A 20,130-nucleotide genomic window follows, 5' to 3' on the forward strand; every position below is an offset into this window, starting at 1 on the left:
CGATCACCGAGCCGACCGCCTCCATGAACGACGGAGCCGCGGTAGAACTGGTCACGCTCACCATCGACGGCGCCGAAGTGAAGGTCCCCAAGGGCACCTTGGTGATCCGGGCCGCCGAGACGATCGGCACCCAGATCCCGCGCTTCTGCGACCATCCGCTGCTGGATCCGGCCGGCGCGTGCCGGCAGTGCATCGTGGAGGTCGAGGGCCAGCGCAAGCCGGTCGCCTCCTGCACCATCCCGGTCGCCGAGGGCATGGTGGTGCGCACCCAGGTGAGTTCGCCGGTGGCCGAGAAGGCACAGCGCGGCGTGATGGAGCTGCTGCTGATCAACCACCCGCTGGACTGCCCGGTCTGCGACAAGGGCGGCGAGTGCCCGCTGCAGAACCAGGCGATGTCCACGGGGGACGCGGACTCCCGCTTCGAGGGGCTGAAGCGCACCTACCCGAAGCCGCTGCCGATCAGCAGCCAGGTGCTGTTGGACCGGGAGCGCTGCGTGCTGTGCGCGCGCTGCACCCGGTTCTCCCAGCAGATCGCCGGGGACCCGTTCATCGACCTGGTGGAGCGCGGGGCGCTCCAGCAGGTGGGCACCGGGGAGGGGGACGACTTCGAGTCGTACTTCTCCGGGAACACCATCCAGATCTGCCCGGTGGGCGCGCTGACCTCGGCGGCTTATCGTTTCCGCTCGCGCCCCTTCGACCTGGTGTCCTCGCCGAGCGTGTGCGAGCACTGCGCGGCGGGCTGCGCCCAGCGCACCGACCACCGGCGGGGCAAGGTGCTGCGCCGGCTGGCGGGCGAGGATCCGGCGGTGAACGAGGAGTGGAACTGCGACAAGGGCCGGTTCGCGTTCCGCTACGCCCAGCAGCGGGACCGGCTGACCGCCCCGCTGGTGCGGGTGGACGGCGAGCTGGTGCCGGTGTCCTGGCCGGAGGCGCTGGCCCGGGCGGCGCAGGGGCTGCGCGGTGCCCGTACGGGGGTGCTGGCCGGCGGCCGGGTGACGGTGGAGGACGCGTACGCGTACGCGAAGTTCGCCCGGGTGGTGCTGGGCACCAATGACGTGGACTTCCGGGCCCGGCCGCACAGCGGTGAGGAGGCGGACTTCCTGGCCGCGGCGGTCGCCGGGCGCGGGGTGGACGTGGACGGCGCCGGCCTGAGCTACGAGCGGCTGGAGCAGGCTCCGGTGGTGCTGCTGGCGGGCCTGGAGCCGGAGGAGGAGTCGCCGATCGTCTTCCTGCGGCTGCGCAAGGCCAGCCGTGGAGGTGCGAGCCGGGCGGGTGGCCTGAAGGTCTTCTCGGTGGCGGCGTTCGCCTCCCGTGGGCTGGCGAAGCTGCGCGGTGCGCTGCTGCCGGCGGCTCCGGGCACCGAGCCGGAATGGTTCGCGGCACTGGCGGCGGACGAGCCGTTGAACGACGACGCCGGGCGGGCGGCCGAGCTGTTGCGGCAGCCGGGTGCGGTGATCCTGGCGGGTGAGCGGCTGGCGTCGGTGCCGGGCGCGTTGACGGCGGTGCTGCGGCTGGCGCACGCGACCGGGGCCGCGTTGGCCTGGGTGCCGCGCCGGGCGGGGGAGCGCGGCGCGGTGGAGGCGGGTGCGCTGCCGGGGCTGCTGCCGGGCGGCCGTCCGGTGGCGGCCGCGGCGGCGCGGGCGGAGGCGGCCGCGGTGTGGGGGGTGGCGGAGCTGCCGTCGCGTCCGGGTCGGGACACCGGCCAGATCCTGACCGCTGCGGCGCGGGGCGATCTGGACGCGCTGCTGGTCGGCGGGGTGGATCCGGACGACCTGCCGGATCCGGCACTGGCCGGTGAGGCGCTGGCGGCGGTGCCGTTCGTGGTGTCGCTGGAGCTGCGGCCGTCGGCGGTGACCGAGCGGGCCGACGTGGTGCTGCCGGTGGCGGCGGTGGCGGAGAAGGCGGGCACCTTCCTGGACTGGGAGGGCCGGGTGCGGATGTTCGAGGCCGCGCTGAAGCCGGACCAGCAGATGGGACGTCATCTGCAGTCGGACCTGCGGGTGCTGGCGATGCTGGCGGACGCGCTGGGTCACCGGCTGGGGCTGGCGGACGTGCGGGCGGCCCGGCTGGAGCTGGACCGCTTCGAGCCGTGGCGGGGTGACCGTGCGGCGGATCCGGCGGCGCACCCGGGGGTGCTGCCGCGGCCGGCCACCGGCCAGGCGGTGCTGGCGGGTTGGCGGCTGCTGCTGGACGGGGGTTCGCTGCAGGACGGCGATCCGCATCTGGCGGGTACGCGGCACCGGGCGGTGGCCCGGGTGTCGGCGGCCACCGCGAAGGAGGTCGACGCCGGTGCGGCGGGGGCGCTGCGGCTGACCGGTCCGGCCGGTTCGCTGACGCTGCCGCTGGAGGTCACCGAGTCGATCCCGGACCGCACGGTCTGGATCCCGCTCAACTCCACGCCGGGCGGTGCCCACCGCGCGCTCGGTACGACCGTCGGCCACCTGGTGACGATCGCGGCGGCGGAGCTCGCGCCGGTCGTCGTCGGGGGCGGGGACCGGGAAGGGGAGGTCCGATGACCCCGAAGCCGTACGAGACGCTGCACTTCTTCGGCCAGGACCCGTGGTGGCTGGTGCTGTTGAAGGCGGTGTTCTGCTTCGCGTTCCTGCTGCTGACGGTGCTGGTCGCGATCGTCTGGGAGCGCAAGGTGGTGGCCTGGATGCAGTTGCGCATCGGGCCGAACCGGCACGGGCCGTGGGGTCTGCTGCAGTCGCTGGCGGACGGCGTGAAGCTGGCGCTGAAGGAAGACCTGGTGGTCAAGGGCGCGGACAAGGCGGTCTACATCCTGGCCCCGATCGTCTGCGCGATCCCGGCGTTCATGGCCTTCGCGGTGATCCCGTTCGGTCCGCCCGGCAACGAGGTGTCGATCTTCGGCACCCGGACGCCGCTGCAGCTGACGGACTTCCCGGTGGCGCTGCTGTACGTGCTGGCGACGGCCTCGGTGGGCATCTACGGCATCGTGCTGGCGGGGTGGTCGTCGGGTTCGACGTACCCGCTGCTGGGCGGGCTGCGCTCGTCCGCGCAGATGATCAGCTACGAGATCGCGATGGGCCTGTCCTTCGCGGCGGTGTTCATCTACTCGGGGTCGATGTCGACCTCGGAGATCGTGGCGAACCAGCAGCCGAGGTGGTTCGCGGTGCTGCTGCCGGTGTCGTTCATCGTGTACATCATCGCGATGGTCGGTGAGACCAACCGGGCGCCGTTCGACCTCCCGGAGGCCGAGGGAGAGCTGGTGGGCGGCTTCAACACCGAGTACTCCTCGCTGAAGTTCGCGATGTTCATGCTGGCCGAGTACGTCAACATGGTGACGGTCTCGGCGGTGGCCTCGACCCTGTTCCTGGGCGGCTGGCGGGCCCCGTGGCCGGTGTCCACGTTCTGGGAGGGCGCCAACCACGGCTGGTGGCCGATGCTGTGGATCACGCTGAAGATCCAGCTGCTGCTGTTCTTCTTCATCTGGCTGCGCGGCACCCTGCCGCGGCTGCGCTACGACCAGTTCATGAAGCTGGGCTGGAAGGTGCTGATCCCGGTCTCGCTGGTCTGGCTGGTGCTGATCGCGAGCGTGCGGGCGCTGCGCAACGAGGGGTACGGCTCCGGTTCGGTGGTGCTGTACGTCGGGGCGCCGGTCGGCGCGATCCTGCTGCTGGCGCTGGTCCGGGACTTCCTGAGGAAGCAGCCGGTCGAAGAACAGCCGCCCCCCAACGCGGAGTTCGACCCGATGGCGGGCGGGTACCCGGTGCCGCCGCTGCCCGGTCAGGTGCTCCCGCCGGTGCCGCGCCGGCCGAGCCGCGCCCCGAAGCAACTCCAGGACGCCCTCAACGGGGCCGACCATTCCGAAGGGAGCTGATCCGCGATGTCGTCCGACCAGACGGGCCGGCCCGAGCGGGCCGACCGGCCGTCGATCCTCGGTCCGGCCGCCGGCTTCGGCGTGACCTTCAAGGCCATGTTCAAGAAGCGGCTCACCGAGCAGTACCCGGAGCAGAAGAAGCCCACCGCTCCGCGCTTCCACGGCCGCCACCAGCTGAACCGGCATCCGGACGGCCTGGAGAAGTGCGTCGGCTGCGAGTTGTGCGCGTGGGCCTGCCCGGCCGACGCGATCTACGTGGAGGGCGCGGACAACCGGGACGAGGAGCGCTACTCGCCGGGTGAGCGCTACGGCGCGGTGTACCAGATCAACTACGCCCGCTGCATCCTGTGCGGGCTGTGCATCGAGGCGTGCCCGACCAGGGCGCTGACCATGACCAATGAGTACGAGCTGGCCGATTCCTCCCGCAAGGACCTGATCTTCACCAAGGAGCAGCTGCTGGTGGGCCTGTCCGAGGGCATGGTGGACACCCCGCACGAGATCTTCCCGGGCACCGACGAGGGCGCGTACTACCGGGGCGAGATCACCGCGGCGGCGCCGGGGACGGTCCAGCAGGAGCGCACCGACCGGGACAAGGAGGTGCGGCAGTGATCGCACAGCTGGCGGCGGCGAGCGGGACGACCTCCACGGGTGAGGCCGTCCAGTTCTGGGTGCTCGCGGTGATCGCGGTCGGTGGCGCGCTGGGCATGCTGCTGATGCGCAAGGCGGTGCACAGCGCGCTGTGCCTGGCGGCGACGATGCTGGCGCTGGCGGTCTGTTACATGGCGCAGGGCGCGGTCTTCCTGGGCGTGGTGCAGATCGTGGTGTACACCGGCGCGATCATGATGCTGTTCCTGTTCGTGGTGATGCTGGTCGGCGTGACCGGCGAGGACTCCCTGAAGGAGCAGCTGAAGGGGCAGCGGTTCGCGGCGGTGCTGTGCGGGCTGGGCTTCGGGGTGCTGCTGATCGCGGGGATCGCCGATGCGAGGCTGGGTCACTTCACCGGGCTGGCCGAGGCGAACGCCGAGGGCAATGTGCCGGGCCTGGCCCGGCTGATCTTCACCCGGTACGTGTGGGCCTTCGAGGTCACCGGAGCGCTGCTGATCACCGCGGCGATCGGCGCGATGGTGCTGACCCACCGGGAGCACGTGAGGGCGCCGAAGACCCAGCGCGAGCTGGCGGAGCAGCGGGTGCGGGACAACCTCCAGGTGCCGCCGCTGCCGGCCCCGGGCGTGTTCGCGCGGCACAACGCGGTGGACGTCCCGGCGCTGCTGCCGGACGGCACGATCGCCGAGGACTCGGTGATGGCGACGCTGCGCGAGCGCGGCCAGGTGCGGGACGTCAGCCAGGCGATGCTCCAGCGGATGGCGGAGCTGGAGAACAGTACGGCGGACTGGCTGGGCCGTCCGTCCTCGGAGCGGCCGGCGGTGGCGGCTCCGCGCAAGTCCCTGGAGCCGGTGCCCAACCACGAGGCCGGCGAGGAGGACGCTCAGTGAACCCGGTCAACTACCTCTATCTGTCTGCCCTGTTGTTCACCATCGGCGCCTCCGGGGTGCTGATCCGACGCAACGCGATCGTGCTGTTCATGTGCGTGGAGCTGATGCTGAACGCCTCGAACCTGGCGTTGGTGACCTTCTCCCGGCTGCACGGGACCTTGGACGGCCAGATCATCGCGTTCTTCACGATGGTGGTCGCGGCGGCGGAGGTCGTGGTCGGCCTCGCCATCATCGTCGCCATCTTCCGGACCAGGCACTCCGCTTCGGTCGACGACAGCAACCTGATGAAGCTGTAGGCGGAGGACCTTCGGTGAACTCTCTCATTCCGCTGCTGGTGGCGGCCCCGCTGGCCGGTGCCGCCCTGCTGCTCCTGGGCGGCCGGGCCCTCGACCGGTTCGGCCACTGGCTGGCCACCGCGCTCGCCGCGCTCTCGTTCGGCTTCGGCCTGGCGCTGTTCTCGGACATGCTGGGCCGGGACACCGAGCACCGGGCGGTGACGAAGCACCTGTTCAGCTGGGTGCCGGTGAACGCCTTCCAGGCCGACGTCTCGTTCCGGCTCGACCAGCTGTCGATGACTTTCGTGCTGCTGATCACGGGTGTCGGCACGCTGATCCACCTGTACTCGGTGGGCTACATGGCGCACGACGAGCGCCGGCGCCGCTTCTTCGCGTACCTGAACCTGTTCCTGGCCGCCATGCTGCTGCTGGTGTTGGCGGACAACTACCTTCTGCTGTACGCCGGTTGGGAGGGCGTGGGGCTCGCCTCGTACCTGCTGATCGGCTTCTGGCAGCACAAGCCGAGCGCGGCGACGGCGGCGAAGAAGGCCTTCATCGTCAACCGGGTCGGCGACATGGGCCTGTCGATCGCGATCATGCTGATGTTCGCCGAGTTCGGCTCCTTCGCCTTCACCCCGGTCTTCGACGGGGCGCACCAGGCGAGCGAGGGCAAGCTGACGGCGATCGGCCTGATGCTGCTGCTGGCGGCCTGCGGCAAGTCGGCCCAGGTGCCGCTGCAGTCCTGGCTCGGGGACGCGATGGAGGGCCCGACCCCGGTCTCGGCCCTGATCCACGCGGCCACCATGGTGACGGCCGGGGTCTACCTGATCACCCGCTCCTCGGCGATCTTCGACCTGGCGCCGGACGCGCAGACCGCCGTGGTGGTGGTCGGTGCGGTGACGCTGCTGTTCGGTGCGATCGTCGGTTGTGCCAAGGACGACATCAAGAAGGCACTGGCCGGTTCGACCATGTCGCAGATCGGCTACATGGTGATGGCGGCCGGGCTCGGCCCGATCGGCTACGCCTTCGCGATCATGCACCTGGTGACCCACGGCTTCTTCAAGGCCGGGCTGTTCCTCGGCGCCGGGTCGGTCATGCACGGCATGGACGACGAGGTGAACATGCGTCGCTACGGCGGCCTGTGGCGGTCCATGCCGTGGACCTTCGTCACCTTCGGCCTCGGCTACCTCGCCATCATCGGCTTCCCGGGCCTGTCCGGCTTCTTCTCCAAGGACAAGATCATCGAGGCGGCCTTCGCCAAGGGCGGCACCGAGGGCTGGATCCTCGGCCTGTGCGCGCTGGTCGGCGCGGCCGTCACCGCGTTCTACATGACCCGGGTGATGCTGCTGACCTTCTTCGGCGAGAAGCGCTGGCAGCCCGACGACGAGGGCAACCTCCCGCACCCGCACGAGTCGCCGAAGACCATGGTCATCCCGATGGTCCTGCTCTCCTTCGGCTCGGTGTTCGCGGGTGCGCTGTTCGCCTTCCACGGCTCCTTCCTGAAGTGGCTGGAGCCGGTCACCGGCCACAGCGAGGGCGACTCCCCGCTCGGCACCTGGACCGTCACCGGGCTGACCACCGTCTGCATGCTGGCCGGCGTCGGCCTGTCGTACGCGATGTACGGGCGCTCGCCCGTCCCGGTGGTGCCGCCGGTCGGCTCCCCGCTCACCCGGGCCGCCCGCCGCGACCTGCTGCAGGACGACTTCAACCACGCCGTGCTGGTGCGGCCGGGCTCGGCGCTCACCGCGACCCTGGTCTACTTCGACAGCCGCGGCCTGGACGGGTTCGTCAACGGCCTGGCCGCCCTCATCGGGGGCTTGTCCGGCCGGCTGCGGCGGGTCCAGAACGGCTTCGTCCGCTCGTACGCGCTCTCCATGTTCGGCGGCACGCTGGTGCTGGTCGCCTCGACTCTCCTGATGAGGTCCGTGTGATGACAGTCACTCGCCCGCTCGCCTCCGGGCGCGCTGTCCCGGCGCCGACACTCTTCCCCGGCCTGGCGGCCGGGAGGTGCCCCCAGGCTCCGGCGCTCCCTCCTTCGCCGCTCGCTGGTCGCTCGTCGCTCTCGGCACCGGCGCGCCCTTCGGCTCGGGGCGGGGAAACACGTCGAGGGGTGGGGGCATGAGCACGCTGCTGACCGTCACCTGCGCCGTCCCGGCGGCCGGTGCGGTGCTGACCGCCGCGCTTCCGGCCGGCTCGAACGAGGCCCGGCGGCGCACCACCAAGGCCGTCGCGCTGGGGGTCTCGGCCGTCACCCTGGTGCTGGCCGCGGTGGTGGCGCTGCGGTTCGACCCGCACGGCGCCCGCTACCAGCTGGCCGAGTCGTACAGCTGGATCCGCTCCTTCGGCATCACCTTCTCGCTCGGCGTGGACGGCATCGGTGCGGTGCTGGCCCTGCTGACGGCCGTCCTGGTGCCGATGGTGATGCTGGCCTCCTGGCACGACGCCGACCCGGCCGCGCCGGGCCCCGACGGCACCTTCGAGGCTGCCACGTTCGAAGGGGGGCGCCGCACCCAGGCCTTCTTCGCCCTGATCCTGGCGGTGGAGGCGATGGTGATCGTCTCCTTCTACGCCACCGACGTCTTCCTGTTCTACGTGTTCTTCGAAGCCATGCTGATCCCGATGTACTTCCTGATCGGCGGCTTCGGCGACCGGGCCGGCGGCCCCGAGTCCGCGCGCCAGCGCTCCTACGCGGCCGTCAAGTTCCTGCTGTACAACCTGCTCGGCGGCCTGGTGATGCTGGCCGCCGTGATCGGCCTGTACGTGATCGCCCAGGACCAGGGCCTGGGCACCTTCGACCTGCGGACCCTCACCACCGCGATCGCCGACGGCAGCCTGAAGCTGTCCGGCACCGCCCAGAACGCGCTGTTCCTGGGCTTCTTCTTCGCCTTCGCGGTGAAGGCCCCGCTGTGGCCGCTGCACACCTGGCTGCCGAACGCGATGGGCGAGGCGACGGCGGGCACCGCCGTGCTGATCACCGCCGTGGTGGACAAGGTCGGCACCTTCGCGATGCTGCGCTTCTGCCTCGGGCTGTTCCCGGACGCCTCGAAGACCTTCGCCCCGGCGATCCTGGTCCTGTCGCTGATCGGGATCGTCTACGGCGCGCTGCTGGCGGTCGGCCAGAAGGACATCAAGCGGCTGGTCGCCTACGCCTCGATCTCGCACTTCGGCTTCATCATCATGGGCATCTTCGCCCTGACCAGCCAGGGGCAGAGCGGCGCGACCCTCTACATGGTCAACCACGGCCTCTCCACCGCCGCGTGGATGCTGGTGGCCGGCTTCCTGATCTCCCGCCGCGGTTCGCGGCTGATCGCCGACTACGGCGGTGTGCAGAAGGTCGCCCCGGTGCTCGCCGGGACGTTCCTGATCGGCAGCCTGGCCACCCTGTCGCTGCCCGGGCTTGCCCCGTTCGTCAGCGAGTTCCTGGTGCTGGTGGGCACCTTCACCCGCTACCCGGCGATCGGGATCGTCGCGACCTTCGGCATCGTGCTGGCCGCGCTGTACGCCCTGCTGCTGTACCAGCGCACCATGACCGGCCCGGTGAAGGAGGGCGTGCGCGCGATGCCCGACCTCAAGGTCCGCGAACTCGCCGTGGTGGCACCGCTGGTGGCGCTGACGATCCTGCTCGGCGTCTACCCCAAGCCGCTCACCGACCTGGTGAACCCCTCGGTGGACGCGACGCTCTCGCAGGTCCACCGGACCGACCCGGCGCCGGCCCACCCGGTCGCCGCCACCTCAGGAGGTGAGCAGAAGTGAGTGCCAGCGCAGTGCTCGCCGCCGCCGGCGGCAACACCCCGAGCATCCCGGCCCCGCACCTCGAGTACGGCCAACTCTCCCCGATGCTGGTGGTGTTCGGCGCCGCCGTGGCCGGCGTCCTGGTCGAGGCCTTCGTCCCGCGCCGGCTGCGGCACTGGACCCAGGTCACCCTGGCCCTGGTCGCGCTGGCCGGTGCCTTCGCCGCCGTGGTGGTGCTGGCAACGCAGGGCCACGGCGCGCCGCGGATCGACCTGCTGGCCATGGAGTCGGTCGCGCTGGACGGCCCGGCGCTGTTCCTCCAGGGTGTGATCCTGCTGGTCGCCGTGGTGGCGGTGCTCACCTACGCGGAGCGCAGGCTGGAGCCCAAGGCCGGCGGCCTGCCCGCCGACGCGTTCGCCGCCCAGGCCGCCGCCACCCCCGGCGGGGAGCAGGAGCGGGCCGCGGTCCGGGCCGGCTTCACCACCACCGAGGTCTTCCCGCTGACCATGTTCGCGGTCGGCGGGATGCTGCTCTTCCCGGCCGCCAACGACCTGCTGACCATGTTCGTGGCGCTGGAGGTCTTCTCCCTCCCGCTGTACCTGCTCTGCGCGCTGGCCCGGCGCCGCCGGCTGCTCTCCCAGGAGGCGGCGGTCAAGTACTTCCTGCTGGGCGCCTTCGCGTCGGCGTTCTTCCTGTTCGGCACGGCGCTGCTGTACGGCTACGCCGGCAGCGTGAAGCTCGGCGACATCGCGGACGTCATCTCCGGCAAGGCGATGACCACCCCGGCGCTGCTGAGCAGCACCCGGAGCGACGTGCTGCTGCTGACCGGCCTGGCGATGCTGGCGGTGGGCCTGCTGTTCAAGGTCGGCGCGGTGCCGTTCCACTCCTGGACCCCGGACGTCTACCAGGGCGCGCCGACCCCGGTGACCGGCTTCATGGCCTCGGCCACCAAGGTGGCGGCGTTCGGCGCGCTCCTGCGGCTGTTCTACGTGGCCTTCCCGGGTCTGCGGCTGGACTGGCGGCCGGTGCTGTGGGGGGTGGCGATCCTGACCATGGTGGTGGGCGCGGTGCTGGCGGTGACCCAGCAGGACGTCAAGCGGCTGCTGGCGTACTCCTCGGTCGCGCACGCCGGGTTCATCCTGACCGGGGTGATCGCCGTCAACAAGCAGGGCCTGTCCTCGGTGCTGTTCTACCTGGCGGCGTACTCCTTCGTGACGCTCGGCGCCTTCGCCGTGGTCACCCTGGTGCGCGACTCCAAGGGCGAGGCGACCCACCTGTCCAGCTGGGCCGGGCTGGGGCGGCGCTCGCCGTTGGTGGCGGCGGTGTTCGCGCTGTTCCTGCTGGCCTTCGCCGGGATTCCGCTGACTTCCGGTTTCACCGGGAAGTTCGCGGTGTTCCAGGCGGCGGCGGCCGGCGGGGCGACGCCGCTGGTGATCGTCGGTGTGCTGAGTTCGGCGGTGGCCGCGTTCTTCTACATCCGGGTGATCGTGCTGATGTTCTTCTCCGACCCGAAGCCGGGCGGCCCGACGGTGGCGATCCCGAGCGCCTTCACGGCGACCGCGATCGGGGTGGGGGTGCTGGTCACGCTGGGCCTGGGCCTGCTGCCGCAGTACTTCCTGGACCTCGCGTCCAAGGCCTCGCTGTTCGCCTACTGATCCGCGTACTGATCCGCCTGCCGATCGGTGCGCTGATCGACGCGCCGACCGGTGCGCCGATGCGCGCGCCGGTCGGCGCCGCTCGGTTTGCCGGAGGTCGGTCCGGAAGTCCGGGCCGACCTTCCGCCTTTGTTTCCAGTGGAATTCGCCCCCACCGCCGCTTTGCCCGCGGAGCCCCTCTGACCAGGCCTTCCGGTTCGGGCATGACAGGATCCGCACGCCCGTGCAGTGATCCACTCGTGACCGGATACCCTGCCTGTATGGCCAGCGGCGGCACTCAGGGACCAGGCCGCTAGATCGACCAGGGACAGAGGAGTGGTCTTCGTGACCGTCGTGGGACCCTTCGGGCTCAGCGTGCAGGACCGCGACCTGACCCGGGACGTCCAGGCCGGACTGGACGCGGTGGAGGCGGCGCTCTCCGAGGCCGTCAAGAGCGACGTCCCGTTCATCACCGTCACCGCCAGCCACCTGATCGAGGCCGGCGGCAAGCGCTTCCGTCCGCTGCTCCTGCTGCTGGCCGCCCAGTTCGGCGACCCGGGGGCGCCCGGCGTGGTGCCGGCCGCGGTGGTCGTCGAGCTGACCCACCTGGCCACGCTGTACCACGACGACGTGATGGACGAGGCCCCGGTGCGGCGCGGCGCGGAGAGCGCCAACTCCCGCTGGGACAACTCGGTGGCCATCCTCACCGGCGACTTCCTGTTCTCCCGGGCCTCCCAGGTGCTGGCCGACCTCGGCCCGGAGGCGGTGCGGATGCAGGCCGAGGCCTTCGAGCGGCTGGTCACCGGCCAGATCCTGGAGACCCGCGGCCCCGGCCCGGAGATGGACCCGCTGCTGCACTACCTGGACGTGCTCGCGGGCAAGACCGGATCGCTGATCGCCGTCTCCTGCCGGATAGGAGCGCTGATGGCCGGCGCCGCACCGGACCTGGTGGAGACCCTCGGCGAGTTCGGCGAGCGGATCGGCATCGCCTTCCAGCTGGCCGACGACGTGCTGGACATCGCCAGCGACGGCCATGAGTCCGGCAAGACCCCCGGCACCGACCTGCGCGAGGGCGTGCCGACCCTGCCGACCCTGCTGCTGGAGCAGATGCCCGCCGACCCGTCCGACCCGGACGACAGTCGGCTGCGCGAACTGCTCACCCAGGACCTCTCCGACGACGACCTGCACGCCGAGGCGCTGCGCCTGCTGCGCGCCCACCCGGCGTTGGAGCGCGCCCGCCGGGAGACCCTGCGGCACGCCGAGGAGGCCCGGGCGCTGCTGGCCCCGCTGCCGGACTGCGCGGCCAAGGCGGCCCTGGACGGGCTCTGCGACGCGGTGGCCATCCGCACCATGTGACGCGGTGGCCGTCCGCGCCGTGTGACGCGGGGGCTGACGCCAGGAGCTGACGCCGGGGACGATCCGTCGCTACCGCCCCGGCGCCCCGCCGGGATGGGGGAGACTGGCACCCGTCAGCTCACGCCTGCCCGGAAGGTCACCATGCGTCGCGTCGTCATCGCCGAGGACTCCGTACTGCTGCGGGAAGGTCTGACCCGGCTGCTCACCGACCGCGGCCTGGAAGTCGTGGCCGGGGTCGGGGACGGCGCCGCCCTGGTGAAGACCATCCACGACCTGGCGGCCTCCGACGCCCTGCCGGACGTGGTGGTCTCGGACGTGCGGATGCCGCCGACCCACACCGACGAGGGCCTGCGCGCCTGCGTGGAGCTGCGCGGACGCTACCCCCGGCTGGGCGTGCTGGTGCTGTCGCAGTTCGTGGAGGAGCGGTACGCCTCCGAGCTGCTGGCCGGCTCCACCCGGGGCGTGGGCTACCTGCTGAAGGACCGGGTCGCCGAGGTGCGCGAGTTCGCCGACGCGGTGGTGCGGGTCGCCGACGGCGGCACCGCGCTGGACCCGGAGGTGGTGCAGCAGTTGCTCAGCCGCAGCCGCAAGGGCGACGTCCTGGCCAACCTCACGCCGCGCGAGCGGGAGGTGCTCGCGGCGATGGCGGAGGGGCGCACCAACGCGGCGGTGGCCAAGCAGCTGGTGGTCTCGGACGGCGCGGTGGAGAAGCACGTCAGCAACATCTTCCTCAAGCTCGGCCTGGCGCAGAGCCCGGAGGACCACCGCCGGGTGCTGGCGGTGCTCACCTACCTCAACTCCTGAGGCCCGCCGACTCCTGAGGCCCGCCGCCCGGGCCGGCCCGCCGAGGCCCGGGCGGCGGCCCGTTCGGGCGTGTGCGGAATGATCTCCGGCGGCCGGATGTTGTGCGGAGGAGAGGTACCGGCGTGGGCGGGTGAAACCTGCCGGAGTTCCGGCCTGGGCCGAGTTCGCGCGCATAGGATGCGAGCGGTGCACCAGGCGGACGGGGCACGGGGCCGCGCCCGCGGTGGTGTGCCCACGAGGAGGTCCGCGGCAGTGACCAGTCAGGTCGATCAGTCAGAGGCAGTGGACGGATCGGACGGCGACGAGGGTCGTACCGGTGACGATGCCGGACACCCCGGAGCGACCGGGCCCGTCGGCGCGCACGCCCCGGACGGCGCACCGGAGCGGCGGGCCAAGCCCATCCGCAGACTCGACCGGGTGATCATCAGATTCGCCGGCGACTCCGGTGACGGCATGCAGCTCACCGGTGACCGCTTCACCTCGGAGACGGCCGCGTTCGGCAACGACCTCTCCACGCTGCCGAACTTCCCGGCCGAGATCCGGGCCCCCGCCGGTACCCTGCCCGGCGTCTCGTCCTTCCAACTGCACTTCGCCGACCACGACATCCTCACCCCGGGCGACGCCCCGAACGTGCTGGTGGCGATGAACCCGGCGGCCCTGAAGGCGAACCTGCCGGACCTGCCGCGCGGCGCGGAGATCATCGTCAACACCGACGAGTTCACCAAGCGGGCGCTGGCGAAGGTGGGTTACGCCGCGGACCCGCTCGGCGACGGTTCGCTGGACGGCTTCCACCTGCACCGGGTGCCGCTCACCGCGCTGACCCTGGAGGCGCTCAAGGACAGCGGGCTGGCCCGCAAGGACGCCGAGCGGGCGAAGAACATGTTCGCCCTGGGGCTGCTGTCCTGGATGTACCACCGGCCCACCCACGGCACCGAGACCTTCCTGCGCGGCAAGTTCGCCAAGAAGCCGCAGATCGCCGAGGCGAACATCAGCGCCTTCCGGGCGGGCTGGAACTTCGGCGAGACCACCGAGTCCTTCGCGGTCTCCTACGAGGTGCCGCCGGCCCGGCTCCCGGCCGGGCGCTACCGCAACATCTCCGGCAACCTGGCGCTGTCCTACGGGCTGATCGCCGCCGCGCAGCGCTCCGGCCTGCCGCTGTACCTGGGCTCGTACCCGATCACCCCGGCCTCGGACATCCTGCACGAGCTGAGCCGGCACAAGGACTTCGGGGTGCGCACCTTCCAGGCCGAGGACGAGATCGCCGGCATCGGCGCGGCGCTCGGCGCGGCCTTCGGCGGAGCACTGGGCGTGACGACCACCTCCGGGCCGGGCGTGGCGCTCAAGTCGGAGACGATCGGCCTGGCGGTCTCGCTGGAACTGCCGCTGCTGGTGGTGGACATCCAGCGCGGCGGCCCGTCAACCGGGCTGCCGACCAAGACCGAGCAGGCGGACCTGCTGCAGGCGATGTTCGGCCGCAACGGCGAGGCACCGGTGCCGATCGTCGCCCCGGCCACGCCCGCCGAGTGCTTCGACGCGGCCCTGGAGGCGGCCCGGATCGCGGTGACCTACCGCACCCCGGTGTTCCTGCTCTCGGACGGCTACCTGGCGAACGGCTCGGAGCCCTGGCGGATCCCGGAGGTCGGTGAACTGCCGGAGATCGACCCGGCGTTCGCCACCGCCCCGAACCGCGAGGACGGCGCCTTCTGGCCGTACCTGCGGGACCCGCACACCCTGGCCCGGCCCTGGGCGGTGCCCGGCACGGCCGGGCTGGAGCACCGGATCGGCGGCATCGAGAAGCAGGACGGCACCGGGAACATCTCCTACGACCCGGCCAACCACGACCTGATGGTGCGCACCCGGCAGGCCAAGGTGGACGGGATCACCGTCAAGCCGGTGGAGGTCGACGACCCGACCGGCGACGCCCGGGTGCTGGTGCTCGGCTGGGGCTCGACCTACGGCCCGATCACGGCGGCGGTGCGCCGGGTGCGCGCGGACGGCGGCGAGGTCGCCCAGGCGCACCTGCGCAACCTCAACCCGTTCCCGGCCAACCTGGGTGCGGTGCTGCGCAGTTACGAGAAGGTCATCGTGCCCGAGATGAACCTGGGCCAGCTCGCGCTGCTGCTGCGGGCGAAGTACCTGGTGGACGCGGAGTCCTACAACCAGGTGCGCGGGCTGCCGTTCAAGGCGGCGCAGTTGGCGGACGTGCTGTGGGCGGCGATCGGCAGCCTGGACGAGGAGGACCACCGATGAGTGAGCGGAGCGAGCGAACCGTCGAGGGGCGTGGCTTCCCGTCGCTGAAGCTGGTGCCCAAGTCGGAAGGTCCGCAGAGCGCCCGGGACTTCAAGACCGACCAGGAGGTGCGCTGGTGCCCCGGCTGCGGGGACTACGCGATCCTGGCGGCGGTGCAGTCCTTCATGCCGGAGCTCGGCATCCGGCGCGAGAACACGGTGTTCGTCTCCGGCATCGGTTGCTCCTCGCGCTTCCCGTACTACATGAACACCTACGGGGTGCACTCGATCCACGGCCGGGCGCCGGCGATCGCGACCGGGCTGGCCTCCTCCCGGCGGGACCTGAGCGTGTGGGTGGTGACCGGGGACGGCGACGCGCTGTCGATCGGTGGCAACCATCTGATCCACGCCCTGCGGCGGAACGTCAATCTGAAGATCCTGCTGTTCAACAACCGGATCTACGGCCTCACCAAGGGCCAGTACTCGCCGACCAGCGAACTCGGCAAGATCACCAAGTCCACCCCGATGGGCTCGCTGGACGCGCCGTTCAACCCGCTGTCGCTGGCGATCGGCGCCGAGGCCTCCTTCGTGGCCCGCACCATCGACTCGGACCGCCAGCACCTCCAGTCGGTGCTGCGGGCGGCGGCCGAGCACGAGGGCACCGCGCTGGTGGAGATCTACCAGAACTGCAACATCTTCAACGACGGCGCCTTCGAGGTGCTCAAGGACGCCGGCACCCGGGACGAGGCGCTGATCCGGCTGGAGCACGGGCGGCCGATCCGGTTCGGCGCGGAGGCGGCCGAGGGCGTCTTCCGGGGCCCGGACGGCGAACTGTTCGTCGCGCCGGTCACGCCCTCGAACGAGCCGGACGTCCTGGTGCACGACGCCCACGCGGCCGGCCCGGCGACGGCCTTCGCGCTCTCCCGGATCGCCGACGCGGACACCCTGCACCACACGCCGATCGGCGTGCTGCGGGACGTCCGCCGGCCGGTCTACGACGAGCTGATGGAGGACCAGCTGGCCACCGCCGTCGCCCAGCGCGGCCCCGGCGACCTGGCGACCCTGTTGGCGGGCGGCGACACCTGGACGGTGGACTGACCGCTCCGCCGCGCCCCTCGGCGCCCCCGCCCCTCACCGGGCGGGGGCGCCGACGCACGTTCCGGCCCCTACTACTGACTGTCGGCGGCGGCCCATTCGACCAGTTCGATCACGACCCCGTTCGGGTCGGCGACCTGGAACAGCTTCTCGCCCCACGGCTCCTCGCGCAGCGCCATGGTGATCTCCACCCCCTCCTCGCGCAGCCGCCGCTCCTGCGCGGCGAGGTCCTCGACGGTGAAGGCCAGGATCACTCCGTCCGCCGTGCGGTCCCGCTGGTCCTCGGGCAGCACCTCCAGGCCGCGGCGCAGGTAGACGACGTCGACCCCGCCGCCCGGGTGGCCGAGCGAGACGAAGCCGTCGGCGGACATCTGCTCGGTGTAGCCGAAGTGCCGCTGGAGGAAGGCGGCGGAGGCGGCGGTGTCCTCGACGGTCAGGGTGACGACGGTGGTGGTGATCTGCATGGCGGAGCCCTCTCGTCATGGCGCACGGTTATCCCGTACGCAGTACACTATACATAGTACGGAGAATCTCGCCAGAGCTCCGCCCGGAAAGGCCTGAGGGAGGCCCCCCGATGGGGGACCTCCCTCAGGAGTGGTGCCGGTGGCGTCAGAAGACGCAGGGGATGCCGCCGTCGGAGGTGGCGTCGACGCCCGGACCCTGCATGGGCAGGTTGGCGGCCGGGTCGCCGGTGGGGGCGGGGCCGGGGGTGGTGGGCTTGTCGGCCGCGACGCCGGTGAAGGAGGTGCCGAGGGTGACCACGACGTGGTCCGCGGCGGTGGTGGCGGACTCGGTGGCGGTGACGCCGTAGCGGGCCGCGACCTGGTCGGCGGCGTCCTTGCCGCCCTTGCCGTAGGTGACCGTGGTGGTCTTCTGCTTGGTGCGGGCGGGGCCGGTCGCGCCCTCCTTGAAGCCCATCGCGACCAGTGCCTTGGCCTCGTTGCCGGAGGAGACTCCGGCGGCCGAGGAGGCGTTGTACACGTCGACGGTGGTCGGGGAGGCGGCCTTGGTCGGGGTGGTCGCGGTCGGCGCCGGGGTGGGGGCGTCGGTGGCCGGGGCGTCGGTGGCGCCGTCGGCCGGGGCGGCGGGCGCGGCCGCGTCGGCGTAGCCGAACAACTGCTTGACCACCTTCTGGATCTTCGACGGGGTGACCAGGTTGACGTCCTGGCCGTTCTTGGTGCCGAAGCCGTCGAAGGTCAGGGTGTTGAACTCGACGTTGCCGCCGGTGAGGGCCGGGGCCTGCTGGGCGAAGTCCAGGACGTTCCACTCGTTGTCGATCACCAGGTCCTTCTGGACGACGCCGAAGAGGTCCTTGAGCTTGCCCAGGTCGCTGATGATGCCGTCCTGCTTGAGCTTGTGCACGACGGAGGAGATGAAGGCCTGCTGGCGGTGGGTGCGGGCGAAGTCGCCGGTGTTGCCCTTGCCGTCGTCCAGGTTGTGGCGCTGGCGGACGAAGGCGAGCGCCTGGGAGGCGTTGAGGGTGTTGATGCCCTTCTTGAAGTCGGCGCCGGAGCCCTGGCCCTCCATGGCCGGGTCCTTGGTGTCGTGGGTCAGGCAGACCTGGATCGGCTCGACGGCCTTGGCGATGTCGTAGAAGCCCATCAGGTTGACCTCGGCGATGTGGTCCACCGGCTGGTTCACGAAGGTCTGGACGGTGCGGATGGTGGCCGCGCGGCCGGCGTCGCGCCCGGCCTTCTCCAGGTCGGCGCCCTTGAGGCCCTTCTTCTGCAGGCCCGGGTTCGCCTTCTCCTTGGCGATCCCGTACGCCTCCTTGATCTTGTGCATGCCCTGCTGGGTGCCGTCCCCGTTGTAGGTCATGACGTAGTCGTCGCGCGGGATGGAGATCGCCTGCACCTTGCCGCCGTTGGCCGGTATGTGCAGCAGGATCAGCGAGTTGGTGTTGTAGCCGCCGATGTCCGAGCTGTGGCCGGCGTGCAGTTCGTCCTGGACGAACTGCGGGGGCAGGTCGGAGCCGTCCATCGCCTTGCGGCTGTCCAGGCCGATCAGCAGCAGGTTGACCGAGTTGTCCAGGTGCTTGGGGGCGTCCTTCTTGGTCTCCGAGATGGCGTTGGACGTGGTCATCCCGTCGGTGAGCGAGGTGTACTCGTACCAGACCACCCCGCTCGCCGCGAACACCGCGAAGCCGACGGTGGCGGCCACCACCCGCCCGGCGATCAGCAGTGGGGAACCCTTGCGGGGCGCCGGTTTCGCGCCCCGGCGCCCGGCGGTACGGCCGCCGTCCTGCTGCTCACGGTCCTCAGCCATGCCGCCTCCTCCGGTCCCGGACCACCCGGACCACGATCACCAGCAGGGCCGCCGCCGCGGCCTGCGCCATCACGGGGAACCCGTGCACCACCCACTTGGCGGAGCCGGTGGCCAGGCCGTTGCCCTGGTACTTCTCGCTGTTCGCCGAGAATTCGACCACCGCCGTCACACCGAGTACGACCACCGGCGAGGCGGCGAGCACCCACCACCAGCCGCGGTGGGTGCAGAGCGCGGCCGCCAGGCCGGTGCCGAGCGCCGCGCAGAGCGCGAAGACCAGGCCCATGCCCGGCCCTGAGAGCTCGTCGACCACCGCCCCGACCAGCGGGAGTCCGAGGGCCGCGACCGCGGGCAGGGTGGGCCCGCCGGAGAAGGGACGCGCGGGGCCGGCGGGCCGGCTCGCCGGCCGCCGCCGTGATCCCTGGTCGGTGGACCGTCCTCGCTGCCCCGCCACTCACTCACCCCCGGTGTTCCCGTGCCTGGTGCGCCGTCTCGGCGCCGCGCCGGGTCTGCTGTGGAAGAGCGGTAGCGGCGCTGCCAGTACGGGACGCTGGTGGTCGGCCGGCCGGTTCCCGTTCTCGGTTTCCCGCTGCTGCTCGGGGGCAGGCACGTTTTCGGATTTGCTCTACAGAGGTGTAGAGATCGTACGCAGCATAGAGCACGCCTGTTCGGTGGCAAGTCCGTTCGTGAACAGGCCTGCATACACTACACCGGGCAGTTTCTGAGGGGTCGGCGCGGGTGCCGACGGAGAAGGAGAACGTCGTGGCGACCACGGGCGGAGCGGGACGACCGGAGAAGCGCAAGGCGATCACCCGGGCCGCGACCACGGTGTTCGGGCGCGAAGGCTACGTCCGGGCCAGCATGGACGCGATCGCGGCCGAGGCGGGGGTGTCCAAGCGCACGGTCTACAACCACTTCGCCGACAAGGAGACCCTCTTCCTGTCGGTGGCGCTGCAGAACTCGGCCGAACTGACCGAGCTGATCCGCGAGTTGATGGCCCGGCACCTCGACCGGGTGCTGGACCTGCGGCGCGACCTGGTCGCCTTCGCGGTCGAGCGGGCGAACGCCGTGCTCGCCGCGGGCGAGCACGGGGCACTCGGCCGGGCCATCCGCGCCGAGGTGGCCAACATCCCGGCGGACGTCCTGGAGGCCTGGCTGGAGGCTGGTCCGGTGGCCTCCCAACGCGACCTCGCGGAGCGCCTCACGGCGCTCACCGAGCGCGGGCTGCTGGCCGTGCGGGACCCGGAGCTGGCCGCCGAGCAGTTCACCCTGCTGACCTTCCACGGCGTGGCCGAACGCTCCTTCTGGGGCGCGCTGCCGGTGGCCGGGGCGGAAGTCGAGCGGGTCGCGGAGCAGGGGGTGGACGCCTTCCTGACGATCCACGGCCCTGCCGCGGGCTGACCGGGCTGA

Annotated in this window: 16 protein-coding genes; 13 read left to right on the forward strand and 3 right to left on the reverse strand. The window is 71.5% G+C overall.

Annotated elements, in window-relative coordinates:
* Positions 1-23: 23 nt before the first annotated feature.
* From ACZ7BZ_RS16170 to ACZ7BZ_RS16225, 12 genes are all read left to right on the forward strand, one after another.
* Positions 24-2,516 (forward strand): NADH-quinone oxidoreductase subunit G, encoded by a 2,493-nt coding sequence (locus ACZ7BZ_RS16170; protein WP_470358974.1) that lies wholly within the window; start codon positions 24-26, stop codon positions 2,514-2,516.
* A complete protein-coding gene (nuoH, locus tag ACZ7BZ_RS16175) occupies positions 2,513-3,841 on the forward strand; it encodes an NADH-quinone oxidoreductase subunit NuoH (RefSeq protein WP_380457023.1) in 1,329 nt (442 codons plus the stop codon). Before ACZ7BZ_RS16170 ends, nuoH begins: the two co-directional genes overlap by 4 nt.
* 6 nt (positions 3,842-3,847) lie before the next feature.
* Complete coding sequence (gene nuoI, locus ACZ7BZ_RS16180) at positions 3,848-4,450, forward strand: NADH-quinone oxidoreductase subunit NuoI (protein WP_380457021.1); 603 nt, start codon at positions 3,848-3,850, stop codon at positions 4,448-4,450.
* Positions 4,450-5,334 (forward strand): NADH-quinone oxidoreductase subunit J, encoded by an 885-nt coding sequence (locus ACZ7BZ_RS16185; RefSeq protein WP_470358975.1) that lies wholly within the window; start codon positions 4,450-4,452, stop codon positions 5,332-5,334. Before nuoI ends, ACZ7BZ_RS16185 begins: the two co-directional genes overlap by 1 nt.
* Positions 5,331-5,630, forward strand: a complete 300-nt coding sequence (nuoK, locus tag ACZ7BZ_RS16190; protein ID WP_380457019.1) for an NADH-quinone oxidoreductase subunit NuoK — start codon at positions 5,331-5,333, stop codon at positions 5,628-5,630. The genes ACZ7BZ_RS16185 and nuoK overlap by 4 nt, the downstream gene beginning before the upstream one ends.
* A gap of 14 nt (positions 5,631-5,644) precedes the next feature.
* Positions 5,645-7,540 (forward strand): NADH-quinone oxidoreductase subunit L, encoded by a 1,896-nt coding sequence (nuoL, locus tag ACZ7BZ_RS16195; RefSeq protein WP_470358889.1) that lies wholly within the window; start codon positions 5,645-5,647, stop codon positions 7,538-7,540.
* A gap of 187 nt (positions 7,541-7,727) precedes the next feature.
* The gene (locus ACZ7BZ_RS16200) at positions 7,728-9,362 is read left to right on the forward strand and encodes an NADH-quinone oxidoreductase subunit M (protein ID WP_470358890.1); all 1,635 of its coding nucleotides are present in this window, start codon (positions 7,728-7,730) and stop codon (positions 9,360-9,362) included.
* Entirely contained in the window at positions 9,359-10,996 is a 1,638-nt protein-coding gene (gene nuoN / locus ACZ7BZ_RS16205) for an NADH-quinone oxidoreductase subunit NuoN (protein WP_470358891.1), read from the forward strand. The genes ACZ7BZ_RS16200 and nuoN overlap by 4 nt, the downstream gene beginning before the upstream one ends.
* A gap of 324 nt (positions 10,997-11,320) precedes the next feature.
* A complete protein-coding gene (locus ACZ7BZ_RS16210; protein WP_380457011.1) occupies positions 11,321-12,331 on the forward strand; it encodes a polyprenyl synthetase family protein in 1,011 nt (336 codons plus the stop codon).
* A 141-nt stretch (positions 12,332-12,472) separates the two neighbouring features.
* Positions 12,473-13,135, forward strand: coding sequence for a LuxR C-terminal-related transcriptional regulator (locus ACZ7BZ_RS16215; protein WP_470358892.1), 663 nt, complete (start codon positions 12,473-12,475; stop codon positions 13,133-13,135).
* Between the two features lie 282 nt (positions 13,136-13,417).
* Entirely contained in the window at positions 13,418-15,385 is a 1,968-nt protein-coding gene (locus ACZ7BZ_RS16220) for a 2-oxoacid:acceptor oxidoreductase subunit alpha (protein ID WP_470358976.1), read from the forward strand.
* Positions 15,382-16,461: a 2-oxoacid:ferredoxin oxidoreductase subunit beta gene (locus ACZ7BZ_RS16225; protein WP_470358893.1), complete on the forward strand. Its 1,080-nt coding sequence runs from the start codon at positions 15,382-15,384 to the stop codon at positions 16,459-16,461. The genes ACZ7BZ_RS16220 and ACZ7BZ_RS16225 overlap by 4 nt, the downstream gene beginning before the upstream one ends.
* Positions 16,462-16,532: 71 nt before the next feature.
* On the opposite strand, the gene ACZ7BZ_RS16230 is transcribed toward ACZ7BZ_RS16225, so the two are convergent.
* The 3 genes from ACZ7BZ_RS16230 to ACZ7BZ_RS16240 all read right to left on the reverse strand — a co-directional run bounded on the left by ACZ7BZ_RS16230 (position 16,533) and on the right by ACZ7BZ_RS16240 (position 19,174).
* Complete coding sequence (locus ACZ7BZ_RS16230; RefSeq protein WP_470358894.1) at positions 16,533-16,922, reverse strand: VOC family protein; 390 nt, start codon at positions 16,920-16,922, stop codon at positions 16,533-16,535.
* Positions 16,923-17,067: 145 nt separating this feature from the next.
* Complete coding sequence (locus ACZ7BZ_RS16235) at positions 17,068-18,723, reverse strand: LCP family protein (protein ID WP_470358895.1); 1,656 nt, start codon at positions 18,721-18,723, stop codon at positions 17,068-17,070.
* Positions 18,716-19,174, reverse strand: a complete 459-nt coding sequence (locus tag ACZ7BZ_RS16240) for a DUF6542 domain-containing protein (protein WP_470358896.1) — start codon at positions 19,172-19,174, stop codon at positions 18,716-18,718. Before ACZ7BZ_RS16240 ends, ACZ7BZ_RS16235 begins: the two co-directional genes overlap by 8 nt.
* Positions 19,175-19,482: 308 nt before the next feature.
* On the opposite strand from ACZ7BZ_RS16240, the gene ACZ7BZ_RS16245 reads away from it, so the two are divergent.
* A complete protein-coding gene (locus ACZ7BZ_RS16245; RefSeq protein WP_470358897.1) occupies positions 19,483-20,121 on the forward strand; it encodes a TetR/AcrR family transcriptional regulator in 639 nt (212 codons plus the stop codon).
* Positions 20,122-20,130 lie beyond the last annotated feature (9 nt).

It is taken from the genome of Kitasatospora sp. NPDC036934 (assembly GCF_055608425.1).